Here is a 21788-nt window from a genome sequence, read left to right as displayed (position 1 = left end):
CTCCGGCGGTCGCGTCGAGGCGGGTGTCCGGGCGGTCACCTCCCGAGTGGCCTTCACTCCCCGCGCCGCGCGAGCCAGTAGCCGGCCGAGCCCAGCCCGAGTCCGGCCGCGAACGCGCGGCTCGCCGCCTTCCCGTCGATCGACCGCTCGGCGGCGACGCCGAGCGCCGCCCACGCCAGCGCGATCCCGAGGCTTCGTGCCGGGCCGCCGCGGAACCGCCGACAGCCCGCGGTCGCCCGCGCGTGACGGTAGAGGTAGCCGACCGCGAAGCCGGTCGCGAACGGTGCCGCCGGAACCCCCTCGGTGTCGGTCCGCGACAGCGCGAGCAGCGCGAGGCCGCAGCAGAGCTCGGTCGTGGCACCCGCTGCGCGCACGACACCGACCATGCGTACCGTTCACATCCGTCACTCATAGCCGTTTCGCCGGGAGCGCCTTCCGATCCCGAAGACACTTTGCGCGCGGCGTCGTGGTGTCAGCCGGCATGTCCCCGTTGCTCCTCCAAGGCGCGGCGGCCGGTATCGCCCTCTTAGTCAGTCTCGGGTTCCTCGTCGTCCACCTCGCGATGATCGTGTGGACGTACTCTGACGCGCAGAGCCGCAGCGAGCACCCGCCGATCCTGTGGGCGCTCGTCGTGTTCTTCGCGCCGCTTCTCGGGATCCTGCTGTACCTCATCATCGGGCGGGACTCCTACTGAGCCGCCGTCTCACGCACCGGGGCCGACGAGTGGTTCCCGGCGCCGATCCCACCGGAGGACTCACACGCCCTTGAGCACGCTCGTCACGCCGACGCTCTCGGCGACGACCCACGCGACGAACAGCCCGTAGGCCGCGAGCAGCGCGTACGACTCGCGCTCGTTGAGCGCGAGGCTCGTCCGGAGCGTCACGAACAGCAGGACGGTCGCGACCGTCAACACGCCGAGCATCGGCACCGCCGTCGAGAAGTTGACGGCGACCTCGCCGACGATCAGCACGCCGAGCGGGATAGCGACGAGCAGGTCGAACGTGTTCGATCCGAGGACGTTTCCGAGGCTCGTCGTCCCCCGGTTCTCGCGCGCCGTCCGGACGCTGACCAGCGTGTCCGGGAGGCTCGTCGCTGCCGCGACGACCGTGACGCCGGCGAGGAACTCCGGGACTCCGAAAGTGACGCCGAGCGACTCCACCGACGCCACGAGCCGCTCGACGGTGACGACGATGACCGCGAGCCCGCCGCCGAGCTTCGCCCACTCGCGCCGAATGTCGATCCCCTCGCGCACGCGGTCCATCGCCGCGTCGTCGACGTCCTGATACTGGATGAAGAGGTAGAGACAGTACAGCGCGAGCGGGATGACCGCGAGCGAGCGCGGCAACGTCCCGACGATCGGGTCCGTCGACACCGGGAAGTAGATGACCGCGAGCGCGAACGTCACGACCAGCGCGGAGACCGCCAGCATGTAGAACTGCGCCTCCTTGTACACGATCGCCCGGTTGGCTTCCAGCTCGTCCTCGCCTCCGAGTCCGGCGGCCGCGGGAATCACGAGAACGTTGAAGATGGCCGACCCGACGAGCGCGCCCACGCCCATGTCGAAGACGCCGGTGAGAGCGGTGACCAGCACGCTCACGAGCTCCGGGAAGCTCGATCCGACCGCGACGACGATCGACCCTTGAACCACCTCCGGGAGCCCGTAGTACCCGGACAGCGTCTCGGCGGCCTCCTCCAACCAGCCGCTCCCGAGCCAGATGAACGCGGTCGCCGCGGCGATCACGAGGACGTGGACGAGTGGCGAGTCGGGGAGGGCGCCCGTCACGGCGCTAGCGCACGTGCTTCCCGGCCAGCTCCCACAGCCGGTCCGCGATCGCGTCGTCGAGGTCGTCGCGGGCGACGCGCCACTCCCAGTTGCCGTCCAGCGTCCCGGGCTCGTTGAACCGGGACTCGCTGCCGAGCCCGAGCAGGTCCTGAATCGTCGCCACGGCGAGGATCGCGTCCGAACTCCACACCTCGTCGATGATCGCCCACTCGGGCGGCTCGTCGGGGTCGCTCCCGACGTTGTACCGGAAGCAGTCGCGCTGCTCGGCGGGGAGGTCCTCGAAGTAGCCGGCCCACGTGTCGGTGTCGTGCGTCGAGGTGTAGCCGACGACCCCCTCGCCGTAGTGCATCGGCTGGTACTCGTTCCCCTCCGCGCACCAGTCGGCGTACTGCGGGACGCGCATCCCCGGGAAGCCGAACTCGGCCATCAGCTCGTCCATCGCCGGGTCCTCGAAGCCGAGGTCCTCGGCGATGAACGGGGCCGCGCCGAGCTCGCGCTCGACGGCCTCGAACAGGTCGCGGCCCGGCCCGTCGCGCCACTCGCCGTCCGCGGGGTCGTCGCTGTCGGCGGGGATCGCCCAGTACTTCACGAAGCCGAGGAAGTGGTCGAGCCGCGCCACGTCCGCGAGGTCGAACAGCCGACGGAACCGGTCGAGCCACCAGTCGTACCCCGACTCGGCGAGCCGCTCCCAGTCGTACAGCGGGTTCCCCCACCGTTGGCCGGAATCGCCGGCGTTCGGCGGCACGCCCGCGACCGCAGTCGGACGGTTCCCCTCGTCGAGCCGGAACGCCTCCGGGCTCGCCCACACGTCGGCGGAGTCGAGCGCGACGTAGATGGGCACGTCGCCGACGATCGATACGCCCTCATCGGCGGCGACCGCGCGCAGTTCGTGCCACTGGCGGTCGAACGTCCACTGGACGAACGCGCGGAACCGGACCTCCGCGGCGTGTTCCTCGCGCGCCTCGGCCAGCGCGTCCGGGTCTCGCGTGCGCAGCGGCGCGGGCCACTCCGTCCACACGTCCTCAGGGCGGGCGTCGGAGAGCGCCCTGAACAGCGCGTAGTCGGCCAGCCACGGCTCGCGCTCGCGGAACGCGCCCAGCGCGGCGCGGTCCTCCTCGGTCGCCCGCTCCTCGAACTGCTCGAACGCGGTCCGCAACAGCGGGAGCTTGTACTCGCGGACCGCGTCGTAGTCGACGCGGTCGGTCGGGAAGTCGGGCACCGGCCGCAGGTCCCCCTCGTCGAGCCAGCCGTCGTCGACGAGCCCCTCGGGGTCGACGAACAGCGGGTTGCCGGCGAACGCGGACGGCGACTGGTACGGCGACTCCCCGGCCACGGAGAGCGTCGGCCCGATCGGACAGATCTGCCAGTGGTCGACGTCGGCGTCGCCGAGGAACGAGAGGAAGTCGCGCGCGCCCTCGCCGAGGTCGCCGATCCCGTACGCCCCCGGTAGCGAGGTGACGTGACAGAAGACGCCGTCGGAGCGGTCGAATCGCATAGGCCACCCTGCGCCCCCCACTGACTTCAAACGTTGCGTCCGGGGATCGCGTCGCGGCGGCGGAGATCGTCACGACTGGCCGCTCACTCGTCCGCGACCGGACGGCCACTCTCCGGCCCGCCGTTCACTCCTCTGCGACCGGCACCACCGCCACGTCGTCGACGCGGACCCGCTCGGTGCCCTCGCCGTCTTCGACCACGCACCGCTCGCCCGTGACCAGGTCGCGCTCGCCGTGAGCGACATCGATCGCGACGCTCGCGTCCGCGGGCGCGAAGTTGAGAACGGCGATCAGGTCCTCGTCGCCGTCGTGCCGGCGGAACGCGACCACGTCGTCCGGGTGGACGTCGCCGCTCGCGACAATCGGCCGCTCGGAGAGGTCGCCGCTCGCGACGTGGTAGCCGACGCGCGACACGTCGCCCTCCGGCCCGAGCGCCGGGTGGTCCCGTCGGGTCGCGAGCAGTCGCTCGTAGCGGTCGCGGACCTCCTCGCGCGCGTGGTCCCACGCGATCGCGTCGCGCCGGCCGCGCTGACCGATCTCCTGGCCGGCGTACACCATCGGGACGCCGGGCAGCGTCATGATCGCCGCGCCCGCGGCCGCCGCGGCGGCGTCGCCGCACTCGACGCGGTAGCGCGTCTCGTCGTGGTTCTCGATGTACTGGAGGAACTCGGCGTGGTCGGGGAACCCGATCTCCGCGCGCTGGTCGACCGCGTCGAGGACGCTCGAAGCGGGTTCCGCGCCGCGACCGACCTGGCGGAGCTGGAAGTACAGCGTCGCGTCGAAGTGGACGTCGAACATCCCCTCGTGGAAGCCGGGGATGTACGGGATCGTCTCGTCCATCAGGAGGAACTCGCGGTCGATGTCCTTCACGCGGTCGCGGAGTTCGCGCCAGAACGAGTCCGGGACCGCCCACGCCATGTCGCAGCGGAACCCGTCGACCAGCGGGGCCCACTCGTCGATCACGTCGAGGAGGAACCGCCGCACGTCGAGGTTCGCGTGGTTCAGGTTCGCGATAAGCTCCCAGTCGAAGTAGGTCCCCGGCTCGCCGGACTCCTGCCACTCGTAGCGGTCGCGGTACGGCGACTCCGGATTCTGGTAGGCGTCGCGGAACCACTCGTGGTCGCGGGCCGTGTGGTTGGCGACGAAGTCGAACAGCACGCGCATCCCGTGGTCGTGGGCCGTCTCGACGAGCGCTTCGAAGTCCTCGCGCTCGCCGAGGTCGTCGGCGGTGTCGAAGAAGTCGACGATGTTGTAGCCGTGTGGCTTCCCGTCGTGCCCGAGGACCGGCGTGAGCCAGAGCGTGTCGGCGCCGAGCTCCGCGATCCGGGGGATCCGCTCCGCGATGGCGTCGAACGCCGCGCCCTCATCGGCGTCCGCGAAGGTGCGGACGAACACCTCGTAGACGGAGGCGCTGCGAGTCCACACCGGCGGGTCGTTGAGTCGGAGCGTCTCGAAGTCGGGCGCGTCAGGGGTCAGCACGGCCTCGCCGCCGGCGTCGGTCGCTCCCGGCGGACCGTCCCCGGCGCGCTCGACCGCGGCCGCGTCGGCGACGCTCACGCGCGGATCCTCTCCCGAGTCCCGCGCGACCGCGACGGCGTGAACGCGGAGGCGGTCAGGAACCGCGTCGAGGGGGACGCGGAGTTCGCGGCCGCCGTCGCTCACCCGGAGCGCGTCTCGCGGGCTCGTGCGGCCGTCGGCCACCGCGGTCTCGACGTCCCGGTCGTCGACGACGAAGGTCACCGAGAGGTCGTCGGCGTCGAACGCGGACTCCGGGTTCGGCGTCGGCGTCGCGGTGAACACCGCCTCTCCGGCGCCCGCGCGCGCCTCCTCCCCTCCGGTCTCGCCGCCGGTCGACTCGGCGTCGTCGCCGAACGCGACGCTCGCGTCCACCCTGACCCGCGGCCGACCCACGCCCTCGTGCCGCTCCCGCGCGGCGTAGTCCACCGGCGCGTCGTCCGCGTCGCGGTCCCGTATCGCGGTCCCGCTGCCGCCGGCGACGTCGACGCCCTCGTAGCTCGCGGGGAACGCGCGGACCGTGAGCAGGTGGTCGCCGTCCGGCGCGTCGAGCCCGAGCAGGTAACGGCCCGGAACGTCGGGCGTGAACGCCGTTACGGCGTCGTCGCCGACAGTCGCCTCGCTGCCGGGCGGGGCGTCGGCGACGCGCCAGGCGTACGTCGCGTCGGGGTTCGGGTCTCGCGGAGCCAGTTCGGTCTGCTCGCCGGTCGCGAGGAAGCGCGGGGGTCCGGGGTGGTGCATGTGACGCCAATTAACGCCCGGGGCCTTCGGTGTTGCTCTTGTTTCGGTGAGATCTGCGTCGCGCAGCGTCCGTTCGGATACCGGCCGCGGTCGTCAAGGCTTTTACTCCGGCAGTCGCAGAGCGGGTATGCGACTGCGTACCGCCCTTACGGAGCACGAACGTCGGCGCGGGGAGCGCTACCCGGCGGAACACTCGATGACCGCCGGCGCGTTCACCGGCGACGACGGCCGACTGGTCCACGTCGGACCGGACGGGACCGTCCACGACTGTTCGTACTCCCTCTCCGAGGTCGGCGGGGCCGACCGCCTGCGGATGGGGATCACCGCCGGGCGCGGGGTCCGCTGGTTCGACGACCTCGAGACGACCCGCCAGCACTACGACGGCGACACGCCGCTCGTCGAGACGGAGTACGACGCCGGCCGCTACACCATCCACCAGTTCGACCTCGTCGTGAGCGACACGCACCTCACGCACGTCGAACTCCGGGGATCACCGCCCGCCGACGCCGAGGTCGTCGCCGCCTACGCGTTCTCGCCGGACATGGTCGAGGGTCGCGTCGGTAACATGGTCCACGACGGGGCCGGCCCCGAGGACGGCGGCGTCGTCGAGGTGTACCACCGCACCGAGCACGACTTCCTCACCGCCTCGACCGGGCTCTCGAACGCCCACGGCCAGCGCCTGCGGACGATTCCGGAGCTGCTCGGCGAGGCCGACGACGGCTTCCCGCACCGCGGCGAGATCGACCGACGAGAGGACTCGCGGCTCACTCCCGACGTGGTCGTCCGCGCCCCCTTCGAGCGCGACGGCCGCACGGAGCGCGTCACGCTCGCCGGGCGAGCGGTCGTCGACCGCCGGGCCGCCCGCGACACCGGCGACGACGCGAAGGACGCGCTCACCGACGGGGTCGACCGCCAGCGCCGCATCGAAACGGTCTCGAACATCGCCACCGCGTACCCCGACGCGGACGACCTCCGCGAGGCCGCGGACGGGCGCGGACCGGACGTGCCCGCCGACGCCCCGCGACGGTCGGTGATCGCGAGCGACCTCCGCGCGCTCGACCTGCTCACCGCGGAGTCCGGGGGCCGGATCGCCGCCCCCGAGTTCGACCCGTTTTACTCCACCTCCGGCGGCTACGGCTACACGTGGTTCCGCGACGAGGCGACCGTCTCGACCGCGCTGCTCGACGCGAGCGAGGAGCTCGGCCTCGACGCCGACGAGGAGCTGCTCGCGGCCGCGAGCTTCTTCTGTCGGACGCAGGACGCCGACGGCTCGTGGCCCCACCGCGTGTGGGCCGACTCCGGGAAGGTGGCCCCCGGCTGGGCGAACGCCCGGATCGAGGGCGCGAACGCGACCCCCGGCCCGAACGATCAGCTCGACCAGCCCGCCACGGTCGTCGCGTTCCTCGCGACCCTCCGCCGCGAGGCCGACCTCCCCGAAGAGTGGCGCGACCGGATCGACGAGACGATCGCCGACGCCGTCGACTTCCTCTTCGAGACGACCGAGGACGACGGGCTCCCCCGCCGCTGTCAGAACTGCTGGGAGAACGCGCTCGGCCGGTTCACCCACACCGGCGCCGAGTACCTCCGGGCGTTCGCCGCGGTGGCGCGCGCGCCGGTCGACGAGGCACTCCGGGCCGACGCGGCCGACGCCGCTGACACCGCGCTCTCCGGGCTCGACGCGCGCTGGAACCCCGACACGGAGCGGTTCCTCCAGCGCGCGAGCGAGGAGGACCAAGACAGCCGCGCCGACGCCAGCACCTTCGCGCTCGCGACCGCGGCCGCCGAGTACGCCGCCCTGCTCGACGAGACGCCGGCGGCCGACGACGACGCGCCCGACGACGCCGCGGCCACCGACGGCTCCGGCTCGGTCGACACCGTCGCGGCGAGCGAGTTCGACCGCTTCCTCGACCGCGTCAACACCCACGTCCGGCAGTCGATCGACGCGCTCCGGCGCGAGACGTCCGCCGTGGAGGGGCTCGTGCGGTTCACCGGCGACGACTGGCGCACCGCCGAGCAGGGCGCCGCGAAGGTGTGGTCGATCGCGACGCTGTGGGGCGCGACCGCGGCGGCGACGCTCGCGGGCGTCGTCGAGGACCGCGGCGGGACCGCGGAGCCGCTGTTCGCCGACGCGCGCGACCTCTACGCCCTCTGCGAGCCGGACGGTCCCTTCGTCAACGAGGCCGGGCTGTTCGCGGAGCAGGTGTTCGACGACGGGGACCTCGACAGCGCGACGCCGATCGCGTGGTCCCACGCGCTCCGCATCGACGCCACGGTGACGCTGGCGAGCCGCGGCGAACTCCCGGTCCCGCACGACCGCGAGACCGGCCCGGAGGCGGCGCCGCACTGGACCACGGGCCGCAAGTTCGGCGTCGGTACGCCCGCCGACTACGACGCCGACGATCCGGTCCCGGTGTGGTTCACGCTCACCGAGGGGGCCCTCACCGAGGCGCGGTTCCCCCGGATCGACGTGATGAACGTCCGGACGTTCGACTTCCTCGTGGCCGACCCCGACTCCGAGTACGCGATACGGACCTTCGCCGAGACGGGCCACGTCTCGGCGACGGAGACGATCGAGCGGACGACCGAGCCGGCGGCCGACGACGCGCTGGCGTACGTCCAGACGATCCGCGAGACCGGCGACGGCCACGGCCACGGCTGGACGCTCACCGTCGAGTACGCGGTCGACACCGACGGCACCGCGATCCTCGCCGACGTCCGGTTCGAGGGGTCCCGCGAGTACGACGTGTACGCTCTCGTCGACGCCACCATCGCGAACGTCGGCACCGACGACCGCGCCGAGCGGGTCGCGGGCGACGCGGGGGCGCACCTCCTCGCGCGCAAGGACGACCCGGACCGCGACCCCGGAAAGCTCGTCGACGACGAGGGCGAGCCGTTCGCCCCCGCGCTCGCGCTGGCGAGCGGCGACGGGTTCGACTGGGCGAGCGCGCTCGCGGCCGACGGCGACGCCACCGACGCGCTGTTCGGCGACGGCGAGCGCGTCGAGGAATCGCCCGAGGCGGTCGGCAACGTCGTGCTCGCCGGCCTCGTCGGCAGCGGCGAGTCGCTGCGAGACACGGTCGCGCTCGGGTTCGCCGAGGACTCGGACACGGCGGGCGCGCTCGGCGAGGCGGAGGGCGCGCTCGCTCGCGGGTTCGACGACGCCGCGGCGGCGTACGCGCAGACGTGGCGCGCGTGGCTCGCCGACCGTGAGCTTCCCGACTCGGTCGCCGGTGACCCCGGCCTCGCGGCGCAGTATCGGTTCGCGCTGATGACGCTGGCGGCCGTCGAGGACAAGGCCCACGACGGCGCGGGGATCGCCAGCCCGTCGGTGCCGTGGGGCGAGACCGAGTACGCCGCCGAGAACCGCGGCTACGGCTACAACTTCGTCTGGTCGCGCGACCTCTATCAGGTGTTCACGGCCTTGATCGAGATGGACGAGCTCGAACGCGGCGCGGACGCCTTGGCCTACCTCTACAACACCCAGCAGGACGACGACGGGTTCCTCCCGCAGAACACCTACATCGACGGCCGGACCCGGTGGGGCGGCGAGCAGATGGACAACATCGGGTTCCCCTCGGTGATGGCGTGGCAGCTGTACGAGCGCGGCGTGACGCTTGACGACGCCGGCTACACGTACGACCAGGTCGCCCGCTCGCTCGATTACATCGCCGAGAACGGCCCCGAGACGGCACAGGAGCGCTGGGAAGAGGAGGCCGGCTACTCGCCGTCGAGCATCGCGGCCGAGATAGCGGGCCTCGTCTGCGGCGCGGCGCTCGCGCTCGCCGAGGCCGACCGGCGCGAGGAGGCGGACGGCGACGGCGCCGAATCGCCCGACTCCCTCCGTGCGGACGCGCTGGCGTGGCTCGCGCTCGCCGACGACTGGACCGCGCGCGTCGAGGAGTGGTGCGCGACCTCGACGGGGACCGACCGCCACGATCGGACCCCGTACTACATCCGGATCACGGCCGACGGGAACCCCGACTCCGGCCGACCGCGCACCATCGCCAACGACGGGCCGACGTACGACGAGCGGGAGATAATCGACGGCGGCTTCCTCGAACTCGTCCGGCTGGGGATCAAGCCCGCCGACGACCCGGTCGTCCGCAACTCCGTCTCGGTCGTCGACGACTCGATCCGGGTGGACACGCCGCACGGCGCCGCCTGGTACCGCTACGTCGGCGACGCGTACGGCGAGATCGCGGTCGGTGACCCCGGCGCGCCGTGGGCCGGGACCGGCGACGGCCGCGGGCGTCTCTGGCCGATCTTCACCGGCGAGCGCGGCGAGTACGAGCTGCGCGCCCGCGCCGACGGCCCCGACGCCTTCGGCGGGACCGACGAGGATGCGCTCGAACCCGAGGCCCTGCTCGAGACGATGGCCGGGTTCGGCAACTCCGGGCTGATGCTCCCCGAGCAGGTGTGGGACCGCGAACACCCGACGAAGTACGGCTGGGAGTTCGGCGAGGGCACCGGGGGGGCGACCCCCCTCGCGTGGTCGATGGCCGGCTTCGTCCGGTTGGCGCACGGCGTCGACGCGGACGAACCGGTCGAGACGCCGGCGGTCGTCCGGGATCGGTACGTCGAGCGCGACCGCCCCGCAGGCCCCGACCTGACCGCCACGGCCGAGTTCGTCGAGGACGCGGTCGTCGTCGCGGGCGAGACGGACGCCGAGTCCGTCGCCGTCCACACCCGAAAGACCTCGCGGCTCGTGACGCCCGACGACGACGGTGCCTTCGAGGTCGACCTCGACGCCGCGACCGACGCGGACACCGTCGTGGTCGCGGCCGCGACGGACGAGGCGTTCGAGGCGGCCGGCACGTCGGTGGAACGGCTTCGGCTCTAGGTCGGGCGGTTCCGGTCTCCGGCTCGGCTCACCCGAGCGCGTTCACGTCGACGCTGCGGACCCCGCCGTCGACCTCGATCTCGACCGTCGAACCGACGCGCTCGCGCACGGTCTCGCGCCACGCCTCGACGCTCTCGGCGTGTCGCTCGCGACGCGTTTCGAGGTCGGCGTCAGGGAGTTCGGCGGCCGTGTCGTCGACTTCGGGGTACGGGGGCACGTCCGCGACGAGGTCCCTGGGGTCGATGTGGAGCGGCGCGGGTGCGTCGTCGGAACCACCGTTCCCGTTATGGCCTCCATTCCCGCCGGCGTCGAGCGCGTGGAGCCGTGCGCGCATCCGCCCGGAGAACGGCGGCGTCGCGCGGAGGACGACCTCGCGGTCGCTCCGGAGCGTGGCCTCGAGCGCGTTCGCCACGTCCTCGCGGTGGACCGCGATCGACCGGATCCGGTCGGGACCGGCCGCGTCGTCCGCCGACTCTTCAGTCATCGTTCGCCGCCCACTCGGCGTCCGAGAGCGTTCGCTGGACGGCCTCTTCGCCGACCGCGCCCGCGAGGTGCTCGAAGCCGGCGCGGACGCCGCGGTCGCCCGCGTTCGCGACCAGCCGCGAGACGATGAACTCCGGCGTGGACTTCCCGACCGTCTCGAACCGCGGCTGGTAGTCGACACGGAGCTCCAGGTCGTTCGTCAGCCCCTCCGCGAAGATGCCGTCGATCCGTGCGGCCTCGGGCAGCGGACTCAGGTCCTCGGCGAGGTGCGTGACGTAGACGCCGAGCGCGCCGCGGTCGACGGTGAGCGTCACCAGCCCGTTCAGCAGGTCGGCGGCCCGGCCCGGCTCCGTGATCGCCTCGAACTCGTCGACGAGCATGAGCGTCCGGCCGTCCGCGACCAGCGGCGGCACGACCGACTTCAACGTCGACTCCAGCACGCCGGCGTTGAACGACGCGTGTCGGCGGTGGAAGACGATCCGGTCGAACGTCCCGACCTCGGCCGCGTCGGCGGGCACGGGCAGCCCCATCGATGCGAGCAGCGCCACCGCGCACAGCGTTTCGAGGAGGGTCGTCTTCCCGCCGGAGTTCGCCCCAGTGAGGACGCTCACGCGGTCGCCGGTCGGCGGCGCGTCGGCGCTTGCGACGCCCGACGCGTCAGCGAGCGAGTGCGAGCCGACGCCGTACGAGACCGGCTGGACGTCGCCCCCGAGGAACGGGTTCCGCGCGCCGCGCACGGCGATGCCGTCGTCGACGAGCGTCGGGCGGACGTGCCCGTTCTCCGCCGCGAACCGCCCGAGCGACAGCAGGAAGGCGGCGTCCGACACGGCGGACGCGGCGCGGGCGACGGCGGTGTCGCCGCCGTCGTCCGCTCCGTCGCTGCCGCCGGCGGTCGCGTCGTCTCTCCCCGCGGACTCGTCGCCCAGCCGCTCGCGGATGTCGGCTGCGACGGTGGCCTCACGCTCCTCGACGGCCGCTTCGAGTTCGACGACGAGGTCCCGCAGCGTCCCGGAGACGAAGTCGGCGGCGTCGAGCGCCTCGTCGGGCGACGCGGCCCGGACCGTCGCGGGCTCGACGCCCGTCTCGCTCGCGACGTGGTCGATTGTCGCCGCCTCCAGCGCCTCGAAGTCGCGGAGGCTCCCGTCGCGGACCGATTCCAGCACGTCGAACGCGGAGTCGGCGAGGTCGCGCGCCGCGGACAGCTGCTCGCGGAGTCGGTCCAGCTCCGCGTCCGCGCCCGCCGCGATCTCGATATCGTCACCGTCGAGCCCGCCGGCGGGGTCGATCGACCCCCGAACGTCGGCGAGCGCGTCGGCCGCGTCGCGCAGGCGGTCCCCGTCCAGCGCGCCGATGTCGGCGAACGGTCCCGCCGTCAACCCCGCCTCGCGGAGCGTGACGGCGGTCTCGACCGCGGCCAGGTCGGAGCCGGCGGCCTCGTCGTACGCGTCGAACGCGTCCGCGACCGCCTCCCGGTCCGCCTCGTCGAGGTCGGTCCACGCGTCGCGGGCGGCGACGACCCGGTCTAATCGTGCCTCGACGGCGTCGCGGTCGAGGAGCGGGGTCAACACCCGAATGCGGTCCGCCGCGTGCGCGGTCAGCGCCGCGTCGGCCGCGAGCCCGAGGAGGTCGTCGTACACCGAGCGCGCGTCGCCAGTCGCGAGCACGTCCATCCCGGCCTCCCCGTTCGCCCGGCGGAGGATGCGGGTCGCGCGGCCGCGGTGGAGCCCGGCGTCGACGAGCGCGCGGACGTCGGCCGACTCGATTGCCTCGACCGCCCGCTCGGTCCCGAGGGCCTCGGCGAGCCGCTCGCTCGTCTTCGGCCCGATCCCCCAGTAGTCCTGGAGTCGCATACCCCGTGGTGTGGCCCCGGCATCTTGGCGCTTTCGTCGCTCGCGTCGCCGACGGCGACCCCGCGAGAGCGTCGGCGCGAGTTCCGTCCCCTCGCCGTCGGTTCCGCCATGGCAGCGTTCATACCGCGCTGACTCCTACTCGCGGCCATGGCCACGGAGATCGCGGACGGCGTCTGGCGACTCGACTGCGGCGGAGTCAACGCGTACCTCGTCTTCGACGACGTGCCGACGCTCGTCGACGCCGGGACGCCGTGGGACGAGGGCGCGATCCGAGAGGGCCTCAGCGACGCCGGCGTCGATCTCTCGGCGATCGGGCGCGTCCTCCTCACCCACTACGACCTCGATCACGTCGGGACGCTGGCGGCGCTGACGCCGGAACTCGACGCGCCGGTCCACGCCTACGGCTTCGACGCGCAACTGCTGCGGGGCTATCGGACCCCCCCCTCGGGAATCATAAAGGGCTGATACAGCGGCTCGGCGGACTCGTCACCGATCTCCCGGAACTCGAAATCGTCGGCGTCCGCGACGGCGACGCGATCGGCTCGTTCACGGCGTACCACACGCCGGGCCACACGCCCGGCCACGTCGCCTACGTCAGCGAGGAACTGGGCGTCGCGCTGCTCGGCGACCTCGTTTCGGAGTCCGACGGCGAGTTGACGGAGTCCGGTTGGGTGATAAGCTACGACACGGGCGCGGTCGCGGCGAGCGTCCGGTCGCTCGCGGAGCGCGCCCCCGCGTTCGACGTCGCCTGCGTCGGGCACGGCGACCCGCTCGCCTCGGGGGGTGACGAGGCGCTGCGCCGGCTGGCGGCGACGCTCTGAACGCCGCCTAGCGCGACTGCCGGTAGATGAGGTTGCGCTGGATGTCGTTGGCACCCTCGTAGATCACCGGGATGCGCACGTCGCGGTAGACGCGGGCGATCCGGCGCTCGGTGAGGTTCGACCGGCCGCCGTGGAGCTTCATCCCCTTCTCGGCGCAGTCGGTGGCGACCTCGGTGGACTTGGTCTTCGCCAGCGCGGCCCAGTAGCCGGCGTCCTCGCTGTTCGCGACCTTCTCGCAGGCGCGCCAGTTGAGCGCGCGCGCCGACTCGAAGCCGATCCGCATGTCCGAGACCGTGTGCTGGACGGCCTGGAAGTCGTCGATGGTGCGGCCGAACGCCTCGCGCTCGTCGATGAACGCCTCGGCCTCCTCGATGGCCGCGGCCGCGAGGCCCAGTCCGTGGCCCCCCACGATGACGCGGCCGTGGTTGAAGAAGTCCGCGAGGGCGTAGAACCCGCCGCCCTCGCTGCCGACGACGTTCTCCTCGGGGACGAAGCAGTCCTCGAAGACGATGTGGCCCTGCTTCGACGCGCGCATCCCCATCTTCTCGGGGATGTGCTCGGCCTCGTAGCCGTCGGAGTCCGTCTCGACGATGAACAGTGTGTAGTTCGAGTAACGGTCGTCGCTCTCGCCAGTCTTGGCGTAGACGGTGAGCCAGTCGGCCTCGACCGCGTTGCCGACCCAGTACTTCTCGCCGGTGAGCTCGTAGCCCCCCTCGACCTTCTCGGCCTTCGTCGTCATGCCCGCCAGGTCGGAGCCGGTCTGCGGCTCCGACACCGCGAGCCCCGAGAGCTGTTCGTTCTCGGCCACCGGCCGGAGGTACTTCTCCTTCTGCTCCTCCGTGCCGTAGTCCTCGACCATCTCCGCGCCGAAGCTGGCGAGCTGGAGGGTGAGCGCGATGCCCGCGTCCGCGCGGTAGAACTCCTCCGCGATGGCGAGCACCTGCGCGAGGTCGAACCCTTTCCCGCCGTACTCCTCGCCGATGTCCTGCGCGACGAGCCCGGCGTCCATCCCGGCTTCGAGCACCTCCCACGGGTACTCGCCGGTGTCGTAGTACGACTCGGCGTTCGGTGCGATGTACTCGTCGGCGAACTCGCGGGCCTCCTGTTTGACGTCTCGCGCGCGCTCCGGCACGATGCTGTCGTCGAGCAACTCCATACCGACCCTGTGGACCCCGTGGACAAAACCTTCGTGGAACAACGAAGAACTCCGGGCGAGTTCACGCGTCGTCGACCGCGTCCGTGTCGCTACGTTCTCCGTCAGCGCCCGCCCTCGCGTCGCCGTCCTCGTCGCCGCTTGTCTCCACGTCGCCGTCCTCGTCGCCGCCCACCTCCGCGTCGCGTCGCGTGACTCCCTCCGATCCGGCCGCGACCTCGTCTCCCTCGGTCGCATCCGACGAAGGCTCTCCGTCGGCCACCGTGCCGCCTTCGAGCGCGCCCGCGTCGTTCGCTCCTCCCGCAGCGTCGTCCGCCTCGCCGCCCCCCGCTGGCCGGTCGTCCGAGTCAGGCTCCGCGGCGTCCGACTCGTTCCCCGCCGCGTCCGACTCCGCGGGCGGTTCCGCGGGGTCGGCTGGCTCGAACCCCGCGGTCTCGAGGTCGGGGTTCCCGCGCGGGTCCGCCCCGTGTTCGCGGAGGAGCGCGCGCGTCGCCTCCCTGTCGACCGTCCCCGAGACCGTCCGCGGCAGCTCCGCAGTGTACGCGATCGTCTTGGGGATCTTGAACCGCGCCAACCGCTCGCGGGCGAACTCGACGAACGCCGCCTCGTCGATCGGCGCGGGACCGACGGATCCGGCCCCGGTGGCCGACATCGCGGCCTCGCTCTCCGCGTCGCCCCCGTCCGCGCCGTCGCCTTCCCCGTCGGTCACCGAGGGATCGATCTCTGGGACCGCGTCGTCGACGGCCGGGTCGGCGGCCGCCGACCGGAACTGGTCGCCGACGGCGACGAGCGCGGCGACGCGCTCGCCCCACACCTCGTCGTCGAGCCCGACCACCGCCACGTCGTCGACGTCGTCGTACTCCCGGAGCACGTCCGCGACCTCCCCGGGTTCGACGTTCTCGCCGCCGCTGATGATCCGGTCGTCGACGCGGTTGAGCACGTGGAGGTAGCCGTCCTCGTCGAACCGCCCGACGTCGCCGGTTCGGAGTCCGTACGGGCCGAAATCGGAGCGGTCGAGGTCCGCTGTTTCGATCCCGTTCACGCCGACCGACCCGGTGGAGGACGCGTCGCCCCCCTCGACCGCATCGGCGGTTGACGCGCCCGCACCGTCGACCGCGTCCGGGTCGCCGCCGTCCTCGACGAGGTACCCCGGAGTGATCGTCGGCCCGCTGACGACGATCTCGCCGGTCTCGCCGGGGTCGACCGGGTCGCCGCCGTCGACGACGGTCACGTCGGTGCCGAACAGGGGTTTTCCCACCGTGCCGATCCGGTCTCTGGTCTGTCTGGGCGTCGCGGTCGTGATCTGCGACGCGGCCTCCGTCATTCCGTACGTCGGGTAAACGGGGATCGAGTAGTCGCGGCACCGTTCCAACAGCTCCGCCGGCGCTGGCGCGCCCCCGAGCAGGACCACCCGAAGCGAGTCCGACAGCGTCCCCCGCCGGTTGAGCATCCGCCGGAGCATCGTCGGGACGAGCGAGACGCCGGTCACGTCGTAGGCGTCGATGTCGTCGGCGGTGCCGCCCGCGTCGAACCCCTCGCGTAACACGAGGGTCGTCCCGTACAGCACCGACCGGTACACCGGCGCGAGCCCGCCCATGTGGTGGAGCGACAGCGACACCAGCCAGCGGTCGTCGGCCTCGACCCCGAGGCGGAACGCGGAGGCGACCGCGGAGCTGTACACGTTGCCCGCGGTCAGCGGGACAGGCTTGGGTTCGCCGGTGGTCCCCGAGGTGAACAGCACGCAGAGCGGGTCCTCGAACGACCACTCCGGGGGATCGAGCGACGCCGGATCGACGTCGTGGATCCCAGTTACGTCCGCGTCCGCCGGGTCGTCCACGGAGTAAACGGGGACGCCCTCGATCTCGGACACCGCGGCGGTCGCGGTCGATTCGGTCGGCTCGGCGCAGACGACGGCGTCGAGGTCGGTCCGGTCGATCCGCGCGGCGATCTCGCGGGCGGTCAGCTCCTCGCCGAGCGGGACGAACGTGGCGCCGATCCGCATCGTCGCGTGGACGAGGCCGACGGTGCCCACGTACGGGGGCGTGAGCACGCCGACCCGGTCGCCCTCGCCCAGTCCGTGCGCGACGAGTCGCCCCGCCGTCTCGGCGACGAGCCGGTCGAGGTCTGTGTAGCTCCACGCCTCGCCGTCCTCGGCGCGGACGAGGGCGGTCCCGTCCGGCGACGAGACCACGCGGTGAGAGAGCCAGTCGCGCATCGGTGTCACCCCCGTTCGCCCGAGGCCGTGCGGCTACTCATCCGCCGGCTGTCGCACGGTCAACACCGGAACGTCCGAGGTGCGGACGACCCGCTCGGTGACGCTCCCGAGCAGGTAACGGTCGAGCCCCTTCCGGCCGTGGGTCCCCATCACCACCACGTCGATGTCGTTCTCGTCGACGTAGTCGTGGATCGACTGGTAGGCGGTGCCGGACGCGACGGTGGTGACGCACTCCACGCCCGCGTCCGCGGCGGCGTCCGCCACGCGTCCCGTCGCCTCCTCGCCCTCCGATTCGAGCGCCTCGACGACGATCTCCGCGCCCGCTTCCAGGCTGGAGTACGCCGCGCCGTCGACGACGTACAGCGCGTGGAGGCGAGCGTCGTACCGGTCTGCGAGGTCGATCGCGTGTTCGATCGCGGCGTCCGACGCCGGGCTGCCGTCGGTCGGAACGAGGACATCCGAGTACATCACACTCCCCGCTACAGCGGGTAGCGATTAAAAACCCGATCCAACTGTTCAGATCCCGAGACGGGACGAACTCCGGGGTCTCGACCGGCCGACCGCCTAACGGAAGCCCATCGCTTCGATCTGCTCTTGGTACCGATTTCGGATGGTGACCTCGGTGACCTGCGCCACGTCGGCGACCTCGCGTTGGGTCTTCTTCTCGTTACAGAGCAGCGACGCGGCGTAGATGGCGGCGGCCGCGAAACCGGTGGGGGACTTCCCGGAGAGCAGCCCCTGCTCGGCTGAGACATCGATGATCTCGGTCGCCTTCGACTGGACCTCCTCGGAGAGCTGGAGCGCGGACGCGAACCGGGGGACGAACTGTTTGGGATCGACCGGCTTCAGCTCTAGGCCGAGCTCCTGGGAGATGTAGCGGTACGTCCGGCCGATCTCCTTCTGCGGAACCCGCGACACGTCTGCGACCTCGTCGAGGCTCCGGGGAATCCCCTCCTGCCGGCAGGCGGCGTAGAGGGCGGCGGTGGAGACGCCCTCGATGGAGCGGCCGCGGATGAGGTCCTCGTTGAGCGCGCGTCGATAGATGACCGAGGCGACCTCCCGTACCGACCGGGGAACGCCGAGCGCGCTCGCCATGCGGTCGATCTCAGAGAGCGCGAACTGGAGGTTGCGCTCGCCCGCGTCCTTGGTCCGGATCCGCTCCTGCCACTTCCGCAGTCGGTGCATCTGCGAGCGCTTCTCGGAGGAGAGCGACCGCCCGTACGCGTCCTTGTCCTTCCAGTCGATCGTCGTCGTCAGCCCCTTATCGTGCATCGTCTCCGTGATCGGCGCGCCGACCCGGGACTTCGACTGCCGCTCGTTGTGGTTGAACGCGCGCCACTCCGGCCCGCGGTCGATGTTCCGCTCGTCCAAGACGAGCCCGCAGTCCTCGCAGACGAGCTCTTGATCGGCGTCGGTGACGATGTTCTCCGAGTCACACTCCGGACAGGAGACCGTCGATTCGTCCGTTTCCTGCTCCGTGTCCCGCTCCTGTTGCCGCTGGCGACTCGGACGTTCCATTAAAAGGTTTCTGGTCAGTCGCGCATTTAAGCCTTGTCCACCCCTATCATCGATCCTGACGGTTCTCGAACCAACGTAAAATCGCGTTTTCGGACGTTAGAGAGGGATCAATAGCAGATTAGCGAACAGAATACACATCGTTGGCTGCCCTACCGTCGCCCGACCACCCGCACCGAGACGCACGAAACGTGACCGTGGACGGAGCCCCGGTCGAGCCTCGGGCGTCGTTTGACGCCCACCTCTCGCCAGTTCCGTCGGTCTTACCCCCGGTGCCCAAGTTTATTACTCCTAAACATTCAAGAAGATTTTTGTATAACCTATACCAATAGGCGTGTATGAGTACGACTTCCCCGCCCGGCGTCGAACGCACGCTTCGCGGCTGTCGCCCGGCCGACGTCGATCCCGTCGTCATCGACGCGGCGGACCTCGACAGCACCGCGCCCGAGCACCTCCGCGACCTCAAGCGGGGGCTCGCGGCCCGCGGCTACCAGCCCGCCGCGGTCGCCGCCGAAGCCGAGTTCGACGCCGAGAGCACCCTCGAGCGACAGCGCGAGGTCGACCGACTGCGCGGGCTCCTCCGCGCCGCGGCGTTCCTCGGCGCCGGCCGGATCGAGGTCAGCGTCACCGGCGAAGTCCGCGAAGAGGCCCGCACGGCGCTCGCGGCGCTCGCCGAGCGGGCCGACCGCGAGGGCGTCGAACTCGTCCGGGTGGGCGCGGACGCCGGCGGCGCCTGACCGATGGCGACGAAGCGCTCGCTCGCGACCAAGCTCGGCGTCGTCGCCGGCTTCGAGCGCCCCGACGCCGCCCTCGAACAGTACCCGACGCCGCCGGAGCTGGCCGCCCACGTCGTCCACCTGGCGGACCTCCACGGCGACGTCGAGGGGCGGACCGTGCTCGACCTCGGCGCCGGCACGGGGATGCTCGCGCTGGCGGCGGCGCTTCGCGGCCCCGCCCGCGTCGTCGGCCTCGAACTCGACGGGGGCGCGCTCGCGACCGCCCGAGGGAACGAGCGCCGCGTCGCCGCCAGCGCGCCGGTCCACTGGGTTCGTGGCGACGCGACCCGCCCGCCGCTCGCAGTCTCCGAGCCCACGACCGTCGTCATGAACCCGCCGTTCGGCGCACAGGACGGAAACCGCAACGCAGATCGGGAGTTCCTCGCGGTCGCGAGCGACCTCGCCGAAGTCTCTTACTCGGTCCACAACGCCGGTAGCCGGAAGTTCGTCGAGGCGTTCGCCGCCGACGAGGGCGGCGAGGTGACGCACGCGTTCGCGGCCGAGTTCCGGATTGACGCACAGTTTGATCACCACACCGACGAGGCGCGCGACATCGACACCGAAGTGTACCGGATCGAGTGGTCGTAGGGGGCCGGACGCTCTCTTCCCGGCCCGCCGGCGCGGGCTACCGCTGTCCCTCGTACCGCTCCCGCTGTGCGATCCGCACTCGCGTCTCGCCGCGCTGCGCGAACACGGCGTTGCCCTCGCGAACGAACGTGATCCCGCGGACGGTCTCGGTCTCGTTCGCGGCCGGGAGCGGCGCCGTGACGTTGTTCCCGCTGCCGCCGGCAACCGTCAGTTCGAACCCGTCGGGCGTGGCCGCGATGACGACGTTCCGCCCGTCGATCCGGGGCTCAGCCCGGGCGGGGTCGCTCGTGAACAGCGTCCGTCTCGTCTCGTTCCTGACCACGTCGACCCGGTACGCCGGACCGCCGTTCGCGGCGACCCAGCCGACCCGCTGAACCCAGACGGTCTCCCGCCAGCCGGTGCCCCCCACGTCGACCGCGCGGTACCCCCAGAACGCGAGGTTCCCCTTCGAGACGGCGGTCGTCCATATCTCGCGGTCGGGGTCGCTGACGATCACCCCCGACGTGTTGACCGACGTCGAGCGCCCGAACGCTTCCACGTCGACGACGCCCACGAGTCGGTCCTCGACGTTCTCCGCGTAGGTCACCTGATACCCCTCGACCTCGATCGGGTCGCCCGGGAGGTCGCCGTCCTCGACCGTGACGAGGTTCGGCACGACGGCCGGCCCCGCGACGGCCGCCAGCGCCGCCGTGAGCAGGACCAGTCCGACCGCCGCCGGCGTCGACGACCGGATCCCGTCTCTGAGCGTCTCGGGCTTCGGCACCGCTCGGGACGGCCAGAGCGGGTCGTCGCGCGAGGCGGCCGCGACGGCGACGATCGCGGCCAGCAGGGCGAGCAGCCCAACGCCGACCGCGCGGTACAGCTGGTACCGCTCGTTGCCGAGGTACCAGTACACCGCCCACAGCCGACGCGAGGCGCCGAACAGCAGGAGCGCCCCGAAGACGACGAGCGCGGTGCGCTCCGACGCGTCCGCGCGCGACCCGTCGTGGTCCGGCGCGGCATTCGGATGGAACCGCCACCGACCGGGGGTCGCGCCCGCGTCGCGGTCCTCGCTGCGTTTTCCGTCGTCCCGCCCTCGAGTCCGCCGCCGCCGCAGGAGTACGACGGCGACGAGGGCGCCGCCGATGAGCCCGAGCGCATGCCCTTGGATCGCGACGTTCGCCCACCCCGGGGCGCCGTAGGATGGGGACGCCTCGGCGAACGCCACCGGCGTCCGGAGGGCGTCGTAGACGACGCCGACGAGCGCCGTTCCCGTCGTGGCGACGACCGCGGCGACGGGACGCGTGACGAGCGCGAACCCCCAGTACGCGAACACGACGACGGAGAAGCCGATCACGGGCCCCAACGCGAACAGCGCGGAGACGAGGCCGAACGCGACCGCCGCGCCGGGGACGATCAGGAACGCACGGACGTAGGGGTTCTCGCCGGGGGATTCGACGGCGCGGATCCGGCTCGGCAGCCGTCGGGCTCGACTCGGCATCTCACGGACTCGACCCGGGAGACCTCGCAGGCGATCCGGGAGTCGGCGGGACCGGACGGCGGCCCGCTCCCGGTCGCCGACCTCGCGTCCCTCGGGGAAGTGGCCGTACGCGTACTCCGCGAGGCTCCCCGCGACGAGCGCGGAGAGGAGGTTCCCGGTGATGTGTCCGCGGCCCGCGTGCGCGAAGCTGGACCAGACGAGCCCCTCCGGGTAGAAGTATGACCACGACCGGAACGGGATCACGACCGGTCGGTTCGGGTCGTCGATTCCGGACTGGACGAACAGGTACACTCCGATCACGCCGGCGACAACGAGGAGCGTCCCCCACGGGACACCGAGCAGGAGCCGCGAGCGGAGCGTCCGCGTCCAGTCGGCCCCTCGTCGATCCGCGAGGAACACCGCGGCGAGCGCGACGGCGACGGCGACGCCGCCGGCGGCGAGGTGGACGGTGTCCGACGCCAGCGCGTCCGCGACCATGTCAGGTTCGACGGGGCCGCGCACACATCAATAACGGGGGTCGAACGCGGTACGGGGT

Annotated in this window: 15 protein-coding genes and 1 pseudogene; 5 read left to right on the top strand and 11 right to left on the bottom strand. The window is 72.0% G+C overall.

What is annotated here, in order from left to right:
- Window positions 1–53 precede the first annotated feature (53 nt).
- Entirely contained in the window at window positions 54–386 is a 333-nt protein-coding gene (locus Z052_RS05190; protein WP_049929317.1) for a hypothetical protein, read from the bottom strand.
- Window positions 387–481: 95 nt separating this feature from the next.
- On the opposite strand from Z052_RS05190, the gene Z052_RS05185 reads away from it, so the two are divergent.
- Window positions 482–694, top strand: coding sequence for a PLDc N-terminal domain-containing protein (locus Z052_RS05185; protein ID WP_049929318.1), 213 nt, complete (start codon window positions 482–484; stop codon window positions 692–694).
- Between the two features lie 60 nt (window positions 695–754).
- Here the strand turns inward: Z052_RS05185 and Z052_RS05180 are convergent, their stop codons facing one another.
- The 3 genes from Z052_RS05180 to malA form a co-directional block, all read right to left on the bottom strand.
- Window positions 755–1783 carry a sodium:calcium antiporter gene (locus Z052_RS05180; protein ID WP_094521357.1) on the bottom strand — a complete coding sequence of 343 codons (1029 nt, stop codon included), beginning with the start codon at window positions 1781–1783 and terminating at the stop codon, window positions 755–757.
- A gap of 4 nt (window positions 1784–1787) precedes the next feature.
- Entirely contained in the window at window positions 1788–3278 is a 1491-nt protein-coding gene (gene malQ / locus Z052_RS05175; protein WP_094521356.1) for a 4-alpha-glucanotransferase, read from the bottom strand.
- Window positions 3279–3402: 124 nt separating this feature from the next.
- Window positions 3403–5532 (bottom strand): alpha-amylase MalA, encoded by a 2130-nt coding sequence (gene malA / locus Z052_RS05170; protein ID WP_099288882.1) that lies wholly within the window; start codon window positions 5530–5532, stop codon window positions 3403–3405.
- Between the two features lie 127 nt (window positions 5533–5659).
- Between malA and Z052_RS05165 the strand changes: the two genes are divergently transcribed.
- Window positions 5660–10372, top strand: coding sequence for a glycoside hydrolase family 15 protein (locus Z052_RS05165; protein WP_176450631.1), 4713 nt, complete (start codon window positions 5660–5662; stop codon window positions 10370–10372).
- A gap of 28 nt (window positions 10373–10400) precedes the next feature.
- On the opposite strand, the gene Z052_RS05160 is transcribed toward Z052_RS05165, so the two are convergent.
- Entirely contained in the window at window positions 10401–10856 is a 456-nt protein-coding gene (locus Z052_RS05160; protein ID WP_049929323.1) for a hypothetical protein, read from the bottom strand.
- Window positions 10849–12705 (bottom strand): DNA mismatch repair protein, encoded by a 1857-nt coding sequence (locus tag Z052_RS05155; RefSeq protein ID WP_094579547.1) that lies wholly within the window; start codon window positions 12703–12705, stop codon window positions 10849–10851. The genes Z052_RS05160 and Z052_RS05155 overlap by 8 nt, the downstream gene beginning before the upstream one ends.
- A 147-nt stretch (window positions 12706–12852) precedes the next feature.
- Between Z052_RS05155 and Z052_RS05150 the strand changes: the two are divergent.
- Window positions 12853–13526: pseudogene (locus Z052_RS05150) on the top strand (MBL fold metallo-hydrolase).
- 7 nt (window positions 13527–13533) lie between these two features.
- On the opposite strand, the gene Z052_RS05145 reads toward Z052_RS05150, so the two are convergent.
- From Z052_RS05145 to Z052_RS05130, 4 genes are all read right to left on the bottom strand, one after another.
- Window positions 13534–14682, bottom strand: coding sequence for an acyl-CoA dehydrogenase family protein (locus Z052_RS05145; protein ID WP_049929326.1), 1149 nt, complete (start codon window positions 14680–14682; stop codon window positions 13534–13536).
- Window positions 14683–14743: 61 nt separating this feature from the next.
- Window positions 14744–16894 carry an AMP-binding protein gene (locus Z052_RS05140; RefSeq protein WP_094521361.1) on the bottom strand — a complete coding sequence of 717 codons (2151 nt, stop codon included), beginning with the start codon at window positions 16892–16894 and terminating at the stop codon, window positions 14744–14746.
- Window positions 16895–16927: 33 nt separating this feature from the next.
- The gene (locus Z052_RS05135) at window positions 16928–17362 is read right to left on the bottom strand and encodes a universal stress protein (RefSeq protein WP_049930070.1); all 435 of its coding nucleotides are present in this window, start codon (window positions 17360–17362) and stop codon (window positions 16928–16930) included.
- Between the two features lie 96 nt (window positions 17363–17458).
- Entirely contained in the window at window positions 17459–18412 is a 954-nt protein-coding gene (locus tag Z052_RS05130; protein ID WP_006113981.1) for a transcription initiation factor IIB family protein, read from the bottom strand.
- A 335-nt stretch (window positions 18413–18747) separates the two neighbouring features.
- Between Z052_RS05130 and Z052_RS05125 the strand changes: the two genes are divergently transcribed.
- Both Z052_RS05125 and Z052_RS05120 read left to right on the top strand, forming a co-directional pair.
- Window positions 18748–19146, top strand: coding sequence for a hypothetical protein (locus Z052_RS05125; protein ID WP_086219128.1), 399 nt, complete (start codon window positions 18748–18750; stop codon window positions 19144–19146).
- Window positions 19147–19149: 3 nt separating this feature from the next.
- Window positions 19150–19773, top strand: a complete 624-nt coding sequence (locus tag Z052_RS05120) for an METTL5 family protein (RefSeq protein WP_094521354.1) — start codon at window positions 19150–19152, stop codon at window positions 19771–19773.
- Window positions 19774–19810: 37 nt separating this feature from the next.
- On the opposite strand, the gene Z052_RS05115 is transcribed toward Z052_RS05120, so the two are convergent.
- Window positions 19811–21730 (bottom strand): rhomboid family intramembrane serine protease, encoded by a 1920-nt coding sequence (locus Z052_RS05115; protein ID WP_094521353.1) that lies wholly within the window; start codon window positions 21728–21730, stop codon window positions 19811–19813.
- Window positions 21731–21788 lie beyond the last annotated feature (58 nt).

It is taken from the genome of Halorubrum sp. C191 (assembly GCF_002727095.1).
GTDB classification, from domain to species: domain Archaea; phylum Halobacteriota; class Halobacteria; order Halobacteriales; family Haloferacaceae; genus Halorubrum; species Halorubrum ezzemoulense.
This window is presented reverse-complemented; position numbering and strand designations above follow the sequence as displayed.

Coding starts and splice junctions, on each gene's coding strand:
- Z052_RS05190 (WP_049929317.1), bottom strand. CDS start 386: ATGGTCGGTGTCGTGCGCGCAGCGGGTGCCACGACCGAGCTCTGCTGC.
- Z052_RS05185 (WP_049929318.1), top strand. CDS start 482: ATGTCCCCGTTGCTCCTCCAAGGCGCGGCGGCCGGTATCGCCCTCTTA.
- malQ (WP_094521356.1), bottom strand. CDS start 3,278: ATGCGATTCGACCGCTCCGACGGCGTCTTCTGTCACGTCACCTCGCTA.
- malA (WP_099288882.1), bottom strand. CDS start 5,532: ATGCACCACCCCGGACCCCCGCGCTTCCTCGCGACCGGCGAGCAGACC.
- Z052_RS05165 (WP_176450631.1), top strand. CDS start 5,660: ATGCGACTGCGTACCGCCCTTACGGAGCACGAACGTCGGCGCGGGGAG.
- Z052_RS05160 (WP_049929323.1), bottom strand. CDS start 10,856: ATGACTGAAGAGTCGGCGGACGACGCGGCCGGTCCCGACCGGATCCGG.
- Z052_RS05155 (WP_094579547.1), bottom strand. CDS start 12,705: ATGCGACTCCAGGACTACTGGGGGATCGGGCCGAAGACGAGCGAGCGG.
- Z052_RS05145 (WP_049929326.1), bottom strand. CDS start 14,682: ATGGAGTTGCTCGACGACAGCATCGTGCCGGAGCGCGCGCGAGACGTC.
- Z052_RS05140 (WP_094521361.1), bottom strand. CDS start 16,894: ATGCGCGACTGGCTCTCTCACCGCGTGGTCTCGTCGCCGGACGGGACC.
- Z052_RS05135 (WP_049930070.1), bottom strand. CDS start 17,362: ATGTACTCGGATGTCCTCGTTCCGACCGACGGCAGCCCGGCGTCGGAC.
- Z052_RS05130 (WP_006113981.1), bottom strand. CDS start 18,412: ATGGAACGTCCGAGTCGCCAGCGGCAACAGGAGCGGGACACGGAGCAG.
- Z052_RS05125 (WP_086219128.1), top strand. CDS start 18,748: ATGAGTACGACTTCCCCGCCCGGCGTCGAACGCACGCTTCGCGGCTGT.
- Z052_RS05120 (WP_094521354.1), top strand. CDS start 19,150: ATGGCGACGAAGCGCTCGCTCGCGACCAAGCTCGGCGTCGTCGCCGGC.
- Z052_RS05115 (WP_094521353.1), bottom strand. CDS start 21,730: ATGGTCGCGGACGCGCTGGCGTCGGACACCGTCCACCTCGCCGCCGGC.